13 protein-coding genes, 5 tRNA genes and 1 pseudogene are annotated in these 17,925 nt (G+C 38.2%); 15 read left to right on the plus strand and 4 right to left on the minus strand.

Features of this window, described 5'->3' with window-relative positions; genetic code table 11:
- Nucleotides 1-11: 11 nt before the first annotated feature.
- From QZ413_RS00790 to QZ413_RS00815, 6 genes are all read left to right on the plus strand, one after another.
- Nucleotides 12-83 (plus strand) — tRNA-Gln (locus QZ413_RS00790).
- 23 nt (nt 84-106) lie between these two features.
- Nucleotides 107-177 (plus strand) — tRNA-Cys (locus QZ413_RS00795).
- 30 nt (nt 178-207) lie between these two features.
- A tRNA-Leu gene (locus tag QZ413_RS00800) sits at nt 208-292 on the plus strand.
- 52 nt (nt 293-344) lie between these two features.
- A tRNA-His gene (locus QZ413_RS00805) sits at nt 345-417 on the plus strand.
- A gap of 10 nt (nt 418-427) precedes the next feature.
- Nucleotides 428-499 (plus strand) — tRNA-Gln (locus QZ413_RS00810).
- Between the two features lie 186 nt (nt 500-685).
- A complete protein-coding gene (locus QZ413_RS00815; RefSeq protein ID WP_297074592.1) occupies nt 686-2,683 on the plus strand; it encodes a KUP/HAK/KT family potassium transporter in 1,998 nt (665 codons plus the stop codon).
- A 14-nt stretch (nt 2,684-2,697) separates the two neighbouring features.
- Here the strand turns inward: QZ413_RS00815 and QZ413_RS00820 are convergent, their stop codons facing one another.
- Nucleotides 2,698-3,852 carry a hydroxymethylglutaryl-CoA synthase gene (locus tag QZ413_RS00820; protein WP_297074593.1) on the minus strand — a complete coding sequence of 385 codons (1,155 nt, stop codon included), beginning with the start codon at nt 3,850-3,852 and terminating at the stop codon, nt 2,698-2,700.
- 173 nt (nt 3,853-4,025) lie between these two features.
- Between QZ413_RS00820 and QZ413_RS00825 the strand changes: the two are divergent.
- The 8 genes and pseudogenes from QZ413_RS00825 (at nt 4,026) to phoU (ending at nt 13,086) form a co-directional block, all read left to right on the plus strand.
- Nucleotides 4,026-6,435: pseudogene (locus tag QZ413_RS00825) on the plus strand (hydroxymethylglutaryl-CoA reductase, degradative).
- 152 nt (nt 6,436-6,587) lie between these two features.
- Nucleotides 6,588-7,793 (plus strand): 30S ribosomal protein S1, encoded by a 1,206-nt coding sequence (gene rpsA, locus QZ413_RS00830; protein WP_297074595.1) that lies wholly within the window; start codon nt 6,588-6,590, stop codon nt 7,791-7,793.
- A gap of 229 nt (nt 7,794-8,022) precedes the next feature.
- Entirely contained in the window at nt 8,023-8,880 is an 858-nt protein-coding gene (locus QZ413_RS00835) for a phosphate ABC transporter substrate-binding protein PstS (protein WP_297074598.1), read from the plus strand.
- A gap of 111 nt (nt 8,881-8,991) precedes the next feature.
- On the plus strand, nt 8,992-9,912 hold the full coding sequence (pstC, locus tag QZ413_RS00840; protein WP_297074599.1) for a phosphate ABC transporter permease subunit PstC: 921 nt from the start codon (nt 8,992-8,994) through the stop codon (nt 9,910-9,912).
- Entirely contained in the window at nt 9,912-10,799 is an 888-nt protein-coding gene (gene pstA, locus QZ413_RS00845; RefSeq protein WP_297074600.1) for a phosphate ABC transporter permease PstA, read from the plus strand. Before pstC ends, pstA begins: the two co-directional genes overlap by 1 nt.
- An 11-nt stretch (nt 10,800-10,810) precedes the next feature.
- Nucleotides 10,811-11,617 (plus strand): phosphate ABC transporter ATP-binding protein PstB, encoded by an 807-nt coding sequence (gene pstB / locus QZ413_RS00850; RefSeq protein WP_016185233.1) that lies wholly within the window; start codon nt 10,811-10,813, stop codon nt 11,615-11,617.
- Between the two features lie 18 nt (nt 11,618-11,635).
- The gene (gene pstB / locus QZ413_RS00855) at nt 11,636-12,394 is read left to right on the plus strand and encodes a phosphate ABC transporter ATP-binding protein PstB (protein WP_297074602.1); all 759 of its coding nucleotides are present in this window, start codon (nt 11,636-11,638) and stop codon (nt 12,392-12,394) included.
- 14 nt (nt 12,395-12,408) lie between these two features.
- Complete coding sequence (gene phoU, locus QZ413_RS00860; RefSeq protein ID WP_297074604.1) at nt 12,409-13,086, plus strand: phosphate signaling complex protein PhoU; 678 nt, start codon at nt 12,409-12,411, stop codon at nt 13,084-13,086.
- Nucleotides 13,087-13,115: 29 nt separating this feature from the next.
- Here the strand turns inward: phoU and QZ413_RS00865 are convergent, their stop codons facing one another.
- Together QZ413_RS00865 and QZ413_RS00870 are read right to left on the minus strand one after the other, a co-directional pair.
- Complete coding sequence (locus QZ413_RS00865) at nt 13,116-13,778, minus strand: hypothetical protein (RefSeq protein ID WP_297074605.1); 663 nt, start codon at nt 13,776-13,778, stop codon at nt 13,116-13,118.
- Between the two features lie 90 nt (nt 13,779-13,868).
- The gene (locus QZ413_RS00870) at nt 13,869-14,132 is read right to left on the minus strand and encodes a hypothetical protein (RefSeq protein ID WP_297074606.1); all 264 of its coding nucleotides are present in this window, start codon (nt 14,130-14,132) and stop codon (nt 13,869-13,871) included.
- Nucleotides 14,133-14,248: 116 nt separating this feature from the next.
- Here QZ413_RS00870 and QZ413_RS00875 point away from each other — a divergent pair, with 116 nt between their 5' ends.
- Entirely contained in the window at nt 14,249-15,262 is a 1,014-nt protein-coding gene (locus QZ413_RS00875) for a nucleoid-associated protein (protein ID WP_297074607.1), read from the plus strand.
- 108 nt (nt 15,263-15,370) lie between these two features.
- Here QZ413_RS00875 and mprF read toward each other — a convergent pair whose 3' ends face one another.
- Nucleotides 15,371-17,917, minus strand: coding sequence for a bifunctional lysylphosphatidylglycerol flippase/synthetase MprF (gene mprF, locus QZ413_RS00880; RefSeq protein ID WP_297074608.1), 2,547 nt, complete (start codon nt 17,915-17,917; stop codon nt 15,371-15,373).
- Nucleotides 17,918-17,925: the final 8 nt, after the last annotated feature.

Genomic DNA, 17,925 nt, shown 5'->3' on the forward strand with positions numbered 1-17,925 from the left:
CCTTTTTTTAATGGGGTATAGCCAAGCGGTAAGGCAAGGGACTTTGACTCCCTCATGCGTTGGTTCGAATCCAGCTACCCCAGTTCCTTAATTGGAAACTTAATATGGCGGTATAGCCAAGTGGTAAGGCAGAGGTCTGCAAAACCTTCATCACCGGTTCAAATCCGGTTACCGCCTTAGTACATTATAATTTAATATACTATTTATGCCGGCGTGGCGGAATTGGCAGACGCGCTGGACTCAAAATCCAGTGCCCGTTGAGGGCGTGCCGGTTCGACCCCGGCCGCCGGTATTAACTAAGATGTCTTTCATCTTAGTTTTTTATTTGGGTAATAAGTAATATGGCGATCGTGGCGAAGTGGTTAACGCACCGGATTGTGGCTCCGGCACTCGTGGGTTCGATTCCCATCGTTCGCCCTTTTTTTAATGGGGTATAGCCAAGCGGTAAGGCAAGGGACTTTGACTCCCTCATGCGTTGGTTCGAATCCAGCTACCCCAGTTTATGGGATTGACTTTTGACATGTTTTCAGACATAATACATCCATTAGGGGAGTAGCACACACTATGTGTTATTAGATCAACAGCAAGTCAGAAATGACTGGTCTAATAAATTAAAGGCGAGACCTAAGTATACGTATATCGTATACTTAGGTCTTTTTTTTATTTTTATATTAGGAGGCAGAACATGGAGAAAGCAGTACGAAATAAGCTAAGCTTTGCAGGAGTATTAGTGGCGATGGGGGTCGTATATGGGGATATTGGGACGAGTCCATTATATGTTATGAAAGCAATCGTAGTTGAAAATGGGGGTATCGCATCTTTAAATCGTGAGTTTATTTTAGGAGCAGTTTCGTTGATTTTTTGGACATTAACGATTTTAACAACAATTAAATATGTCTGGTTAGCCTTAAAAGCGGATAACCATGGAGAGGGTGGGATTTTTGCATTATTTTCCTTGGTGCGAACATCAAAAAAATGGTTGATCATCCCTGCTATGATCGGAGGAGCTGCGTTATTAGCAGATGGTGTCTTAACGCCTGCTGTTACCGTCACAACCGCAGTTGAAGGCTTACGTGATCTACCATTATTTATCGATATTTTTGGGCAAAATCAACAAGTCATCATTGGGATTACATTAATCATTTTGCTCGTTTTATTTTCGATTCAACGTTTTGGAACGGATTTTGTAGGAAAAGCTTTTGGCCCAATTATGTTTTTGTGGTTCACTTTTCTTGGCGGAATCGGATTCGTGTACTTTATCCAAGATGTATCTGTCTTACGTGCGTTAAACCCAATCTATGCAGTACGTATCTTATTTAGTGAACAAAATAAATTAGGACTATTTATTTTGGGAAATATTTTTTTAGCAACAACGGGTGCTGAAGCGCTCTATTCTGATATGGGACACGTGGGGAAAAAGAATATTCATATTAGCTGGCCTTACGTAAAAATTTGTTTGCTTTTGAATTATTTTGGACAAGCGGCATTTTTATTAAATTTGATCGATAAGCAAGCATCGGTATCTGAGCACTTCAATCCCTTCTTTGCATTATTGCCAACGAATATTCTTTGGATCGGGATCTTATTTGCTACTATCGCAGCGATTATTGCATCGCAAGCATTATTATCTGGATCATTTACATTAGTGTCTGAGGCAATCAAATTAAAATTATTTCCAAGGTTAAAGTTATATTATCCAGGGAAAAATATTGGTCAAGTATATATTCCCGTTATCAATTTCGTTTTATGGTTGGCATGTTCGTTCGTGGTTATTGGCTTTCAAACATCAACGAAAATGGAAGCAGCATATGGACTGTCGATTACTGTGACGATGCTTACTACGACGATTCTCTTGTATTTTTATTTAATCAAAAGTGCGTATAATCGCTATCTCGCGCTTAGCATTACAGTATTCTTTGGTGTAATTGAATTGATTTTCTTTATTTCAAGTGTCATGAAATTTTTCCATGGCGGATATGTAGCCGTCTTGATGGCCTTGATAATCGTAGGACTGATGGCTATTTGGCAACGTGGAAATACAATTGTTGCACGTGAAAGCGAAGAAATTGCGCTGAAACCTTTTATTCCACAACTTGCAGCTTTACGAGAAGATCAAACCATTGATCTGAGTCAAACGAATATTTTATTTATGGTTCCAAATATGAATCAAGATAAGATTGGTAAAGAGTATTTGTATTCCATCCTTGATAAATCGCCAAAGCGAGCCAAAGTGTATTGGTTTATCAACGTAGAAGTCACTGATGAACCTTATACGAAAGAATATGAAGTAGAATTGTTCGATACGGATTTTATTGTATTTGTCAAATTACATTTAGGTTTTAGAGTTGATCAAGAAATCAATTTGTACATTCGCGAAATCGTACAGCAACTTATGAAAGATGGACGGATCAAGCAACAACCACAACAGTATTCGATTCGACCTAATCGTATCGTAGGTGATTTTCAATTTATTTTGATTCAAGAATCGGTCGCGACACATACTAGTTTAAATAAATGGGATCGTCAAGTGATGCAATTGAAATTATGGATCAAAAAATTTACGGTTGCTCCAGAAAATTGGTTTGGTTTAGAATATAGCGAAGTAAAATATGAAACCGTCCCATTGATTTTAGGACAAAATCGACATGTAGAAATCACCGAACGTAAAAAAACAAGCGAGTAATCTCGCTTGTTTTTTTATATTTCTTTATAAGTACGTATAGTTTTCTCGATCGATTGGATACTGAATAGTTGTGGATCTGAAAATGTTTGATCTTGATCAGGTATTAGTTTATCTGTAAAGAATGTTTCGTATTCAGTTAAACTTAATGCATGTCGATTATCCAAAAAGTCTTCATGGCCTTCTTTATTCAGTTGCTCTTTATAGCCGGATACTAGTCGACCAGAGAAAAATTCCGCTACTGCTCCAGAACCATAGCTGAAAAATCCGATGCGGTCGTTTGCGCTTAAAGCCATACTTTGTTCTAATAATGAAATCACACTGAGGTATAAAGAGCCTGTATATAGATTTCCAATACGTCGACTATATGCAATACTTTCTTCATACCGAGCAAGTAGTCGCTCTTGAGTAACAGCTGTCTCTTTTTCTAGTTCGCTCATGATGGCTTTTTTCCCCATTTTAGTATAGGGAACATGAAACGTGATTGCTGCAAAATCTTCAAAGGACAATTGAGTTCGTTTTTTGTATTCTGTCCAAACTTTTTGGAACGACTCGATATACGTTTGATTGGATAAAGCACCTTCTACTAGTGGATATTCATGGCCTACGGGACGCCAAAAATCATAAATGTCTTGAGTTAAGGCAACTGTATCTTGTTGTAATTCTACAATACGTGGATTAGCTGCAATCAGTATCGCAACTGCACCTGCACCTTGTGTCGGTTCTCCAGCAGAATGTAATCCATAACGTGCATTGTCGCTAGCGATCACTAAAACTTTACTTTTTGGATTTGCTTGCACATGTGATAGTGCCATTTGGACACCTGCTGTTGCCCCGTAGCAAGCTTCTTTGATCTCGAATGAACGAGCAAAAGGTTGAATGTTCAGCATGCGATGTAATACTACAGCAGAGGCTTTTGACTCATCGATACTAGATTCAGTCCCTACAATGATCATGTCGATCGCTGTTTTATCTTCTTTAGATAACATGGGTAAAGCTGCATTCATAGCAAATGTAACAATATCTTGAGTTTTTGGTGCTACAGCCATTTGGCTTTGTCCGATGCCAATCAAAAATTTATTAGGGTCAACATTTCTAGCTTCTGCTAGAGTCGTCATGTCCATGAAATAAGATGGAACAAAAAAATTTAACTTATCTATACCTACGCGCATATCGTTCTCCTTTAAATCGTTATACTATAAAAATAGCATATTTTATGAAAAAAGTGGAACAAATGATAGAAATTTAAAGTTTGTTAAAAAATTAAGAAATCCTGGATATTCACGATTTTGTCAGGTGTTTTTTTTAGCAGAATCATGCTATATTTTTACATGGAGGTGGCGAAGTGGAAAAAATTGTGATTATTGAGGCTTTACGAACGCCAGTAGGAAAATATAAAGGAATGCTAAGTAAGTTTCAAGCAGTGGATTTAGGGGTTGAAGTAACAAAAGCAATCTTAAACAAACAACCATCATTAAAAGATAAAATCGATTACGTCGTCTTTGGGAATGTATTGCAAGCCGGCAATGGACAAAATCCAGCACGCCAAATTGCTTTGCGCGCGGATTTAGATGTTCGTGTACCTGCAGTAACCGTTAATGAAGTGTGTGGATCAGGACTAAAAGCGATCAGTCATGCACGCCAAATGCTGTTATTAAACGAAGCTGAGATCGTACTTGCTGGTGGAGTAGAGAGTATGACGAACGCGCCAACAATCGTGGATTATGATAAACAAACCGACACATATACACATCCCAAACAAGTCATGTTCCAAGATGGGCTAACGGATGCATTTTCAGGAAAAGCAATGGGAATGACTGCAGAAAACGTTTCTGAACGCTTTGCTGTCTCACGAGATGCTCAAGATCAATTTGCGTATCAGTCACAAAAAAAAGCTGCTCTAGCCCAAGAAAACGGTTGGTTTGATCAGGAATTGATTCCCTTAGATCAGGCTATCAAAGATGAAGGTGTTCGAGCACAAACAACACTGGAAAAGTTAGCAGAATTAAAAACCGTCTTTAAATCAGATGGAACTGTCACAGCAGGGAATGCTTCTACAATCAATGACGGTGCGAGCGCATTGTTGTTGTGTACGAAGAGTTATGCTTTAGAGCATGGGATCGAGTACCTTGCTGAGATCGATGATATCGTGGAAGTGGGAATCGAACCTGATATTATGGGGATTTCACCGATTACGGCGATTACCCGTTTACTTGAACGTAATCAAGTCACGATAGCAGATATTGATTTATTTGAAATCAATGAGGCATTTGCGGCTTCGTCGATCGTCGTGCAAGATACGTTGAAATTAGATACGAAAAAAGTCAATATTGCCGGTGGTGGAATTTCTTTAGGTCATCCGATTGGGGCAACTGGTGCGCGAATCGTGACGACTTTAGTACATCAATTAAGACGTACGCATCAACAAGTCGGGATCGCTTCATTATGTGTAGGTGGTGGCTTAGGATTAGCCTTGCTTTTGCATATACCTGAGGAGACTCTAGATGAACAATAAGCCTTTTTATAAATTAACGACAAATGAACGAAGAGCACAGCTAGCACAGTTGAAGGATTTGACTCAAGTAGAACAAAACGAACTTGCCAACCAGAGTTTACCACAAGAACTAGCAAGTCATTTGATTGAAAACCAAGTCAGTGAATTTTCAGTGCCACTTGGAATCGTAAATGGATTGAATGTAGATGGAATCGTGCGTACATTAGCCTTAGCAACCGAAGAGCCTTCAGTCATCGCAGCATGTAATTATGGCGCAAAAATGGCGCAAAAAAGTGGAGTTCAAACAACGATGTCGACAAAATTTGTGCGTGGACAATTGATCTTTCCAGATGTTCAACACGCTGAAGCATTACGTGCATGTTTAGAGGAAAATAAAGAGCAAATGATCGCGTATGCGCATCAAGCGCAACCATCGATCGTTTTACGAGGTGGCGGGATCAAGCAAATTGAGATTCGCCAGTTGTCTGAAAACTATATCTCTTGTGATTTGATTGTCGATCCTAAAGAAGCGATGGGGGCAAATATGGTCAACACGATGCTTGAGGCAGTCAAAGCTTATCTCGTTACGCAAACAAAAGAAGAGATTTTGATGGGCATCTTAAGCAATTACGCAACTGAAGCAATCGTACGTGCGACAGTGACGTTACCGTTTCATGTATTGGCGAAAACGGCTCCCGGAGAACTTGTGGCGAAAAAAATTGTTCAAGCTTCACAAGCAGCACAAATCGATCCGTACCGTGCCGTGACGCATAATAAAGGGATCATGAATGGAATGGAAGCTTTTGTGTTAGCCACAGGAAATGACACGCGGGCTTTTTCAGCTGCTGTACATGCCTTTGCTGCAAAAAGTGGCCAATATAGAGGGTTATCTACTTGGGAAATACAAGAAGAGCAGTTAATTGGTACGATTGAGCTACCGGCATTACTTGGAGCTGTTGGTGGTGCGATCAGTTTATTGCCTAAAGCGAAACTAGTCCATAAGCTAGCTGATTTTCCAACAGCAACTGAATTGGCGTCACTAACAGCAGCAATTGGCTTAGTTCAAAATCTCGCTGCCTTACGCGCATTAGTCAGTGAAGGGATCCAACAAGGTCATATGTCTTTACAAGCTCGTGCGCTTGCGATGAGTGTGGGTGCAGTTGGTGCAGAAATCGATTATGTGACCAATTGTTTAATAAAAGACAAAATGAATCAAGAAACAGCAAATTTTTACCTAAAACAGTACCGTCAAACGAAATGAAAACTTTATTTCATTTCCCCAAGTAGCGAAAAAAAGAAAAATTAGAATAAATTCATTTTTTCAGTAGAAATCGCTTTATTTTTTTGTCAGAATAGCATAAACTAGAAATTGTACCATGATTTTATGAACTGTTGGTTAGGAGGACATACGTTATGACGGAATTTGAAAATAATCAAGTCGAAAATGCTAATGATTCAATGGAAGCTGCATTAAACAATGTAAAAGAAGTTAGTGTAGGCGATATTGTAACAGGTGAAGTATTAGCGATTGAAGACAAACAAGCAATTATTGGTATCGAAGGTGCTGGAGTTGAAGGGGTTGTTCCTGCAAAAGAACTTTCTACTTTACCAGTTGACGATATTCATGAAGTTGTAAAAGTCGGCGATGTGTTGGATCTAGTTGTTATTTCAACAATTGGAAAAGACAAAGAAAATGGTAGTTACTTACTATCAAAACGTCGTCTTGACGCGAAAAAAGTTTGGGCTGATATTGAGCAAGATTTCCAAGCGGGTAAAATTTTAGAAGCTCCAGTAACAAACATCGTTAAAGGTGGATTAGTAGTCGACGTCGGTGTACGTGGGTTCGTTCCTGCCTCAATGGTTGAAGATCATTTTGTAGACGATTTTGAAGAATATAAAGGTAAGACATTAACATTGAAGATCATCGAAATCGAACCTTCAGAAAACCGTTTGATCCTGTCTCATAAGGCAGTAGTTGAACAAGAAAAAGAAGGCAAAAAAGCCGAGTTATTGTCTTCGATCGCAGAAGGTGATCAATTAGAAGGAAAAATTGCGCGCTTAACGAATTTCGGTGCTTTTGTAGACTTAGGTGGAATCGATGGACTAGTCCATGTATCTGAAATCTCACACGCACATGTTGCGAAACCAAGTGACGTATTATCAGTAGGTGATGTAGTGAATGTAGCTGTATTATCTGTTGATCCAGCTTCTGAACGTATTTCGTTATCGATCAAAGATACACTGCCTGGACCTTGGGATACAGTAGCAGAAACAATTGAAACAGGCGCTGTTATTGAAGGAACAGTAAAACGTCTAACAAGCTTTGGTGCTTTTGTAGAAGTGTTACCAGGTGTTGAAGGACTTGTGCATATCTCACAAATTTCACACAAACATATTGCAACTCCACATGAAGTTCTTCATGAAGGTGATCGTGTACAAGTGAAAGTGTTAGAAGTCCACCCAGATGAACATCGTATTGCTCTAAGTATCAAAGCATTAGAAGAAAAACCAGAGCAAGAACAAGAAGTCGTTGAAGAAGAGTCATATGAACTTCCAGAAGAATCAACTGGCTTTACAATGAGCGATTTACTTGGCGATGCGTTAAAAGAAAATGAATAATCTCTGCTAGAATTTTATAAAAGTAGTCCTTGGAAGTCACTTCCATAGGACTACTTTTTTTCGTAAAAAGATCAAAAAAATGGCTATCTTTTCTTTACATCGTTTGTTATTATGGCAATTGGGTCGCTCTTAGCAAAAAAAATCAGAGATCCTTAGCTAAGAGTTTATTAAAGTCCCATTTAGATGGTAAGATAGAGATATAAGAATATATGGAATGAGGAGTTCAAATATGAAGAAAACAAGCTTAATCGTCTTTTCTTTACTCGCGACAGGGTTATTATTAAGCGGCTGCGCGAAATGGATTGACCGAGGGGAATCGATCACAGCCGTTGGATCATCTGCGTTACAACCGTTAGTGGAGTCTGCAGCCGATGAATACCAAACCAACCATCCGGGGGAATTTATTAATGTTCAAGGTGGTGGTAGCGGTACTGGATTAAGCCAAGTCCAATCTGGTGCGGTAGATATCGGAAATTCAGATTTATTCGCTGAGGAAAAATCAGGAATCGATGCTAGTAAATTAGTAGATCATCAAGTTGCTGTAGTTGGGATCACACCGATCGTCAATAAAAAAGTCGGTGTAGAAAGTGTCACAATGGATCAGTTGAAGCAAATCTTTACCGGTGAAATCACGAACTGGAAAGAAGTCGGGGGCGCGGATCAAGCAATTGTATTACTAAACCGTGCTTCAGGTAGTGGAACGCGTGCAACTTTTGAAAAATGGGTCTTAGATGGCGCTTCTGCAAAACAATCACAAGAACAAGATTCAAGCGGAATGGTACGTCAAATCGTATCGGATACACCTGGCGCGATCAGTTATGTGGCGTTTTCTTATGTGAATAAGGATGTTCAAAAATTAAAAATTGATAATATCGAACCAAATGATGATAATGTGAAAACAAACAAATGGATTATTTGGTCATATGAGCATATGTATACGTTAAAAGATCCAACTGAATTGACTACGCAATTTATCGACTATATTTTATCAGATAAAGTCCAAGAAGAAATCGTAGGAAAAATGGGTTATATCCCTGTAACGCAGATGGAAGTGAAACGTGATTGGCAAGGAAATATTATTAAATAGTCTTTACACAAAATTTACAATCTTAACTTGATCTTTACGTAAGCTTTAAAAGAAATTGAAATCAAAAGATTACACTAGTAAAGTGAAAAATAGTTTTGAGGAGGAACCCTCTTGGAAGATATAAAACATGAGTTAACAAAACGATCAAAACGTGCACGAATGGAACAATTTGGAAAAATCATCAGCTTTTTATGTATCGCACTGATTGTCGTAGTGGTACTATCGATTTTCTTTTTTGTTGCGAGTAAAGGGCTTGCGACGTTTTTCGTAGATAAGGTCAATGTGTTTGACTTTCTCTTTGGGACCAAGTGGAATCCTAGCGCTGTAGGTTCAGATGGCAAACCTTTAGTTGGTGCATTACCTATGATATTAGGATCATTTATTGTGACATTTTTATCGGCAATTTTAGCGACACCATTTGCAATTGGTGCAGCCATTTTTATGGTGGAAATCTCACCTAAACAAGGCCAAAAAATCTTACAACCAGTGATTGAGTTGTTAGTTGGAATTCCTTCGGTAGTTTATGGATTTATCGGACTTTCTGTTATCGTACCTGTAATTCGTTCTATTTTTGGAGGAACTGGTTTTGGGATTTTAGCGGGAACGTTTGTATTGTTTGTTATGATTTTACCTACTGTGACGACGATGACAGTCGATGCTTTGAAAGCTGTGCCACGTCATTACCGCGAGGCTTCTCTAGCGTTAGGTGCGACACGTTGGCAAACCATTTACAAAGTTGTTTTACGTGCGGCAGTACCTGGTATTTTAACAGCAGTCGTATTTGGGATGGCACGTGCATTTGGTGAAGCGTTAGCGATTCAAATGGTGATCGGGAACGCTGCATTGCTTCCAACCAGCTTGACTACACCAGCTTCAACGTTGACTTCGATCTTAACAATGGGGATTGGAAATACGATCATGGGAACATTAGAAAATAATGTACTGTGGTCATTAGCATTGATCTTATTGCTAATGTCATTACTCTTCAATATTGTGATTCGTTTAATTGGAAAAAAGGGGGCTATTAAATAATGTCAGCAAAACGTGCCGATAAGATTGCAACAGGGATCCTTTATGCGATTTCTGGCGTGATCGTACTGATTCTAGCTGCCTTGTTACTATATATCTTAGTGCGTGGTGTTCCACACATTTCATGGGAATTCTTAACGCAACCGTCTAAAGCCTATCAAGTAGGTGGTGGGATCGGGATTCAATTGTTTAACTCATTTTACCTATTGTTGATCACGATGATCATCAGCTTTCCGATTTCATTGGGTGCAGGTATTTATTTATCGGAGTACTCAAAGAAAAACTGGGTGACAGATGTCATTCGTACAGCAATTGAGATTTTAAGTTCATTACCTTCTGTAGTTGTAGGGTTATTTGGTTTCTTAGTGTTTGTTATTCAATTTCAATATGGATTTTCGATCTTGTCTGGAGCGTTAGCGTTGACCTTCTTTAACTTACCACTGTTGACGCGTAATGTGGAAGAGTCGTTAAAATCGGTCCACTTTACACAACGTGAAGCGGGATTGGCATTAGGACTTTCACGTTGGGAAACAGTCCTTCGTGTAGTCGTACCAGAAGCTACGCCAGGTATTTTAACTGGAGTGATCTTAAGTTCGGGACGTATCTTTGGTGAAGCTGCGGCGTTGATTTATACAGCCGGACAAAGTGCACCAGCACTTGACTTTACGAACTGGAATCCACTAAGTGTATCTAGTCCATTAAGTATTTTTAGACAAGCAGAAACCTTAGCGGTATATATTTGGAAAATCAATTCTGAAGGAACAAAACCAGATGGAGAGATTATCTCTGCTGGAGCCTCAGCTGTTTTGATCATCGCCGTGTTAGCCTTTAACTTTGGTGCACGCGCGCTTGGAAAACGTCTATATAAGAAAATGACGTCAGCTGCATAAGGAGAACGAGCATGAAACAATACAACTTAGATGATCGTCATATCATCACGTTAGAAGAAGAAAAAAATATTATCCTACAAACACATGATCTTCATGTTTACTATGGGAAAAATGAAGCGATCAAAGGTGTCGATTTGGCATTTGAAAAAAATAAAATTACAGCTTTGATCGGACCATCAGGATGTGGGAAATCGACTTATTTACGTAGTTTGAATCGCATGAATGATGAGATCGCCAATACTAAAATTACAGGTCAAATCATGTATAACGGTGTCGATGTGAATTCAAAAGAAGTCGATGTCTATGAGATGCGCAAACGAATCGGTATGGTATTCCAACGTCCGAATCCATTTAGTAAATCGATCTATGAAAACATCACGTTTGCTTTAAAACGCCATGGTGAGAAAGATAAGAAAAAACTAGATGAAATCGTCGAAACCAGTTTAAAACAAGCAGCATTATGGGATCAAGTCAAGGATTCATTAGACAAAAGTGCGCATGCGTTATCTGGTGGACAGCAACAACGCTTATGTATTGCCCGCGCAATTGCGATGAAACCAGATATTTTGCTATTAGACGAACCTGCTAGTGCACTCGATCCAATTTCAACTGGTACTGTCGAAGAAACGTTAGTCAATCTAAAGGATCAGTATTCGATTGTTATCGTAACGCATAACATGCAACAAGCGGCACGGATCAGTGACTATACTGCTTTCTTCTATTTAGGACATGCCATTGAATACGATAATACGCGTAAAATCTTCACGCGACCAAAAACACAAGCAACTGAAGATTATGTATCAGGACATTTTGGTTAGAAAGTAGAGGAAGCGATTATGGCAGAACCAATTATCACATCAAGAGATTTGCACTTATATTATGGTAAAAAAGAAGCACTTAAAGGAATCGATCTAGAGATTCATGAAAATGAAATTACGGCAATGATTGGACCATCAGGTTGTGGAAAATCAACTTTTTTACGTAGTTTAAATCGCATGAACGATCTCATCCCAAATGTGACGATTACCGGTAGTGTATTATATAACGGACAAGACATCTACAGTCCGAAAACAGATACTGTTGATCTACGTAAAGAAATCGGCATGGTGTTTCAGCAACCGAACCCATTCCCGTTTTCAATTTATGAAAACGTGATTTATGGATTGCGTTTAAAAGGTGTTACGGATAAACAAGAGCTTGATCGTGTTGTAGAAGAAAGTCTTAAAGCGGCTTCTGTATGGGAAGATGTGAAAGATAAATTACACAATAGCGCACTTTCTTTATCTGGTGGACAACAACAGCGGGTATGTATCGCACGGGTATTAGCAGTCGATCCAAAAATCATCTTATTAGATGAACCGACTAGTGCACTAGATCCAGTTTCATCTGGTAAGATCGAGAATACTTTGTTAGAATTAAAAGATAAATATACAATGATCATGGTGACACATAATATGTCCCAAGCTTCTCGAATTTCTGATAAGACAGCCTTTTTCTTAAATGGAGATTTAATCGAGTTTGATCGTACGAAAAAAATCTTTTTGGATCCAGCCAAAAAAGAAACCGATGATTATATTTCTGGAAGATTTGGGTAAAAGGAGGAAATGATATGTTACGTACGCAATTTGAAGAAGATTTATTGAATTTGCACAACCAGTTTTATGAAATGGGGATGCTTGTAAGCAATGCTATCCATAAATCGGTTCGCTCTTATGTCAAACATGATAAAGCATTGGCACAAGAAGTCATCGAACACGATGAAACAATCAATGGGATGGAGATTCGCTTAGAGAAAAAAAGCTTCGAAATGATTGCCCTACAACAACCTGTTACGACTGACCTAAGAATGATCATTACAGTCATGAAAGCAAGCTCTGATTTAGAACGTATGGGAGATCATGCCGTTTCGATCGCAAAATCAACGATCCGCGTAAAAGGTGAGACTCGTATTTTAGATATCGAAAAAGAGATTTCTGAAATGTCTGACTATGTGAAAAAAATGGTTGATAATGTATTAGTGGCTTATGTGAAAACCGATGAGAAAGATGCGCGTATGATTGCGCAAATGGACAAGCGGACCAATGATTACTACCACGATATTTACTATAAAACGATTGCGGCAATGAAAGCAAATCCTGAAACAGTAGTTAGTGGTACGGATTATTTATACGTTGCACAATATTTAGAGCGTATTGGTGATTATGTGACAAATATTTGTGAATGGATCGTATACTTAGCGACCGGAAAAATCAGTGAACTGAGTTCGAATCATCACGAACCAGTTTAAAAAAGCATCCCAATTTGGGATGCTTTTTTTTAACGATTGGCTAGTGGTGTTTTAGCAAATGCTTCAATCACTGGAATCACGTCTAATTTTAATTTGTATTTACGTTCTAACGCTGTTTCGATCGTAAAACTATTTTCCTCTGTTTTTGAGATCGTTGCTAATAAACGCTCTTCCTTAGCTGTCTTTTCTACAACTTCAATTTGTTGTGCAGTTTCTTTAACTGCAAATTTTGGAAAGGCACTAATTTTCTCACTAAAAGTGGCAAAAGCTGCCGCGTCAGTGGATTTATCATCCGTGACTTTAGCTGAAGTGGTTTCAGCTTTTGCTGGAGTAGCTTTTTTCTCAGGAGTTGATACTTGCTTACGTGCCGCATCTGGTGACCAGTAGCTAGCGATTTCTTCTACTAGATTTTCGCTAAAACGATCAAGCAATCCTTTTTCTTCATTTTGGATGCGTTTGACAACTGTTTTAAAATTATCATCTAAAGGTACTTTAATTTGTTGATCACGCTCTGTAGGATCAAGTAATTCAATCATCATATCATTTGGTTGCTTTGGATCGATAAATACGCGGATATTTAATTGGTATAATGCCGCTGCTTTTTCAATCATTGCATCAAATAATTGTTTTCTTGCTCCTTCAAAGGATGGTCTAAATTGTTTTTTTAATTTTGCTAATTGTTTCTTTTTCATAATGAGCCCCTTTCAATACTTATTGATTATAAGAAAAAAATATGCATTTGAACAGTTATTTCTAAAAAAATGATAAAACAATGAGAGTTATCATCCTAGTTCAGCAAAAGTCGCTACTCTAGGGATAATCATAATCGGTTCATCGCTTGTTCCATAGCAGACCAGTTGATGATTGACCGTTGTCGTCTTAACCGATGAATAGTGAGCCAAGATTTCCTTTTTGATTTGTTTGGCGCTCCATTGACGAATTGGGAAATGTTGGATTACGTCTTGATTGATCATAAAAATAAACTCGGGTTTTAACGCACGTTTGATTTCCGGCGTTAATTGGTTGATACGTTCTTCAATTGTCATAGCGTTCACCTCACAATTAGTTTACCAATCCCTTATGAAATGTCAAACATTGCAGTTGATGTTGGCGAAAGGAGTAAAATTTGATACACTGAGCGAGTAGCGATTGGAGGAGAGATATGGATATTTATTTAAAAGAAGCTGTAGTACATATTGTGGACCGTGAAACTGGAGATCCGATTCTTTCTTCACAACCATTAGATTTATCAAAAGAGTACATTCGCGAATATTTAGAAAAAAAAATCAAAAAAGCCAGTTCACCCCAAACCCTTGTGGGCACACTGGAACAAGACTCAAAAATAGGCAGTTTATTGACAAAACGCGCGGAGTATTCGTTTATCGAGCTTAGCCATCATGTTGTTGAAAAATGGTATCAAGCTTATCAAGAAAGCGAAGAAGCGCCAAGTTGCGACATCTTTTTTGTGCGATTTGAAAAAGATGCAAACGAGTATTATGCTTGGTTGAAGGTGGATTTTACAACAGGCTATACTCATTTTATTGATTCTGATGATACGGGATTTATCAATGAATTATTAGTCCATCGTGCGTTGCTTTCTGCGATAACGAAAAAAGCTGAAGAGAGCTTTGTCGTACAAGCAGATACGCTGCAATACGAGTTGTTAGAAAAAAAATATGCCTTCTCTGGTGAGAAGCGTACTTATTTTTCAAACCAAGTTATTGAAACGATTCCGCATTTATCATTTGAACAAAACATCAAAGTAATCCAAAAAACGGCTGAAAAAATCGGTGAAAAATTTGAGACACCTAAAGTAGAATTGGCCGCGACGATCCAAGAAGCTTTAGCGCAAACTTTTGAAGAAAATGAAACAATCGAACTTGATCAAATCGCAACTCAAGTGTTTAAAGAAAATATTACCGCACAACTAGCATTTAAAGAAGAAGTCGAAGAAAAAGGGGTCATTGATCAAGCGCCGATGATCGATGATGTCAAAGAACTCTCTGCGCGTAAATTTAGTAAACAAAAAATCAAACTTTCAAATGGCATTGAATTGATCATTCCAATGGAGATGTATCGCGATCCAGATTATGTTGAATTTATTCAACAAGCAGATGGTAGTTTGACGGTTACGCTAAAAGATATTCAAGAAATCACTGAAACGCACGACATGTAAATAAAGAGGGTGTGACGGACGGAAGTGGGCAGCTCCAAGAAATAAGCTACTTCTAGAACACCTAACCAATAAAAAAGGTTGTGACAATCATTGTCACAACCTTTTTTTTTATTGTTTAGGTGGTGCATTATCAATGATCAATAAGGTGATCATGACATATAAAATCCAGCTGTCGCGAGAGTATAAGGTGTAGCGTGGATGCCAAATCGAAGTAAATTTTGATTTATAATCACGCAGTCCTTGGAATGAATAAAATTCAGAACCAAATTCATAGACTAAAGCGGCGATGCGCTCTTGAATAAAGCTTTGACGGTACTTGCCTACATTGGATAGTGGAGCCATCCCTAAGTTAAAGTACTCGATTCCTTCTTGATTCAAGTAATCAAATAGATGAACAAAGAGAAAATCCATCGTACCAGAAGGTGCTTTTTCTTTATGGTGGCGCATCAAATCAATCGTAGCGGATTCTTTGGTATAAGTTGGGATAATATTGGCAAACGAAACAATCTCACCTTCTGCAGTTTTCACCACGGCAATTGGATTGCGTTGCAGATAAGTTTCATCAAAAAAGCCCAATGAGAAACCTTTTTCTTTACGACCATCTAGCCAACTGTCTGAAATTTCTTTAAACGTGGCCATTTGCTCTGCTGTAAAAGGCGGTTGTAGTACTTCAAACGTCACGCCTTCTTTAGCTAACTTATTCATTAATGAACGGATCCCACGATTTTTTTTACCAGCTAAACTAAACTCTGGTAAGTACACGAGTGCTTCTTCACCCATCTTGATAAAGTCATAACCAAATTCATGAAGAGTCAATACACTTGATTCATCGACTTCATAAAATACCGGTAAGTAGCATAAGCGGTCGCAAGTTTTGACGAAGGCTTCAATAGCAGCAGGAAAATCTTCTTGATTTCCTGAAGGATTTCCCATGACGACACATTTATTATTATACGTGCGCAATTGTAAGAAAACAGTAGGTTCTTCTTCAGGGTATAAAAAGAGTTCTTTATCTCCTAAAAAGACCAATTCACTATCGATATTTCCTCCATATGTCTGAAGAATGGTTTGAGCGACCTCTTTATTTAATGGTTGGCTGACTGATTTTTTTGCTCCTTTTAAGTAGCGCGTAAATAATGAAATAAACGCAACGACGATTAAAATGGCAATAAAACCTGAAAGCCAAATTTTTTCAGACGGAAAGAGTAAGAATTCTACAAATTTTGGACGATGTGGATGAGCATGATGTTTAAAAGCGGGTAAACTATAGACACCCAATACTACATATAATAAAGACAATAAACCAAAAATTACACCGTCGATAGTCATCCATTCCCAAGAATAAACCAGTTGTTCTCGGAATAATTCACTTTTAGAAGCGATAACCATCAATAATAGTAGGACTAGATAGGTTACGGTAACTAAACTAAAATCGGTGGTAAAGGCATAGATCGCCGTCAATACAAGTAAAACGATCGTTGGATAGTAAGCACGCTTCACCCTTGCTGCCATACCACGTCCCATGATGATCAACGAAAAACCTAAAATAATACTTGGAAATTCTGAGATCAAATGAAGTCCAAATGGATTAAACCGTTCAAGCCACTTCGTTTTGTAAAATACTTCTGGTACTGTGACTAGTAAGACCATCAACATCCCTGAAAAATAAAGCAATACAACGACGACTTTATGGAATAATTCTACAGCCAATTGGCGTGGGATTTCGTTGTAGCGACTGTCTAGCTTTAAAAATAAGTGACGTGAAAATAAGAGTAATCCAATAACAAATGGCAACAAATAATACGCGATTCGATAGATGACCAGCCACAAGACCACGATTTCTCTAGGAACACCTAAAGAAGAAAACCCTAAAATCATCATGACATCAAAACTACCCAATCCACCAGGAATCAAGGAAATGATCCCAATAACTGTCGCCGCGATGAATAAAGGAATACTATCTGCGATTGAAACGGGCACGTTTAAAAAATAGCCAATTAATGAAAATGTAACGATCATTCCAGTCCATTCAAAAAACGATGTCCCAACGAGTGCGCATTGTTCTTTAAAAGATAGTCCAGAAAGTAATCCTTCTTTTTTTCGTTGGGATAATAAAAAGACGATTGGGAAATAAATTGCTGCACCGAGCAACCAGATCCAATATTGTTTCACGTAGGCTGATCGATCGAAAAATTCGACTGCGATTAATGAAAGCAAACTATAAATCGATAATCCCGAAAGAACAAAAACAAAGATTTTCGTCAATGAACTGATCACTTTATTATTTCTAGAACCCTTACCATAAAATTCATTGCGTAACCCAATACTGACGATTCCCCCAAATCCAGCAATATTGTTGATGGTATTGATGATCCAACTTGTTTCGAAAATATAAAAGTTCGAGTATTCTAATTTTAATAATTTTTTCAATGTGAAATCATAACCTAACATAGGCGCAACAGATAGGAGTCCGACTAAAGCGATGACGCCTAACTGCCATAAAGGAATACGATCAAACATTTCATTCAATCGTTCCAAAGAAATCGTCTTGCTGATTGACAATAATTCAGCTACGACGATAATCAGTACCGCAAACACAAACAGTAATTTGAAAAATGTAATATGTTGTTTAAACCACCTAATCAATTTTTCCATTTTTTCAC

The organism is uncultured Enterococcus sp. (assembly GCF_913775425.1).
Taxonomy (GTDB): domain Bacteria; phylum Bacillota; class Bacilli; order Lactobacillales; family Enterococcaceae; genus Enterococcus_G.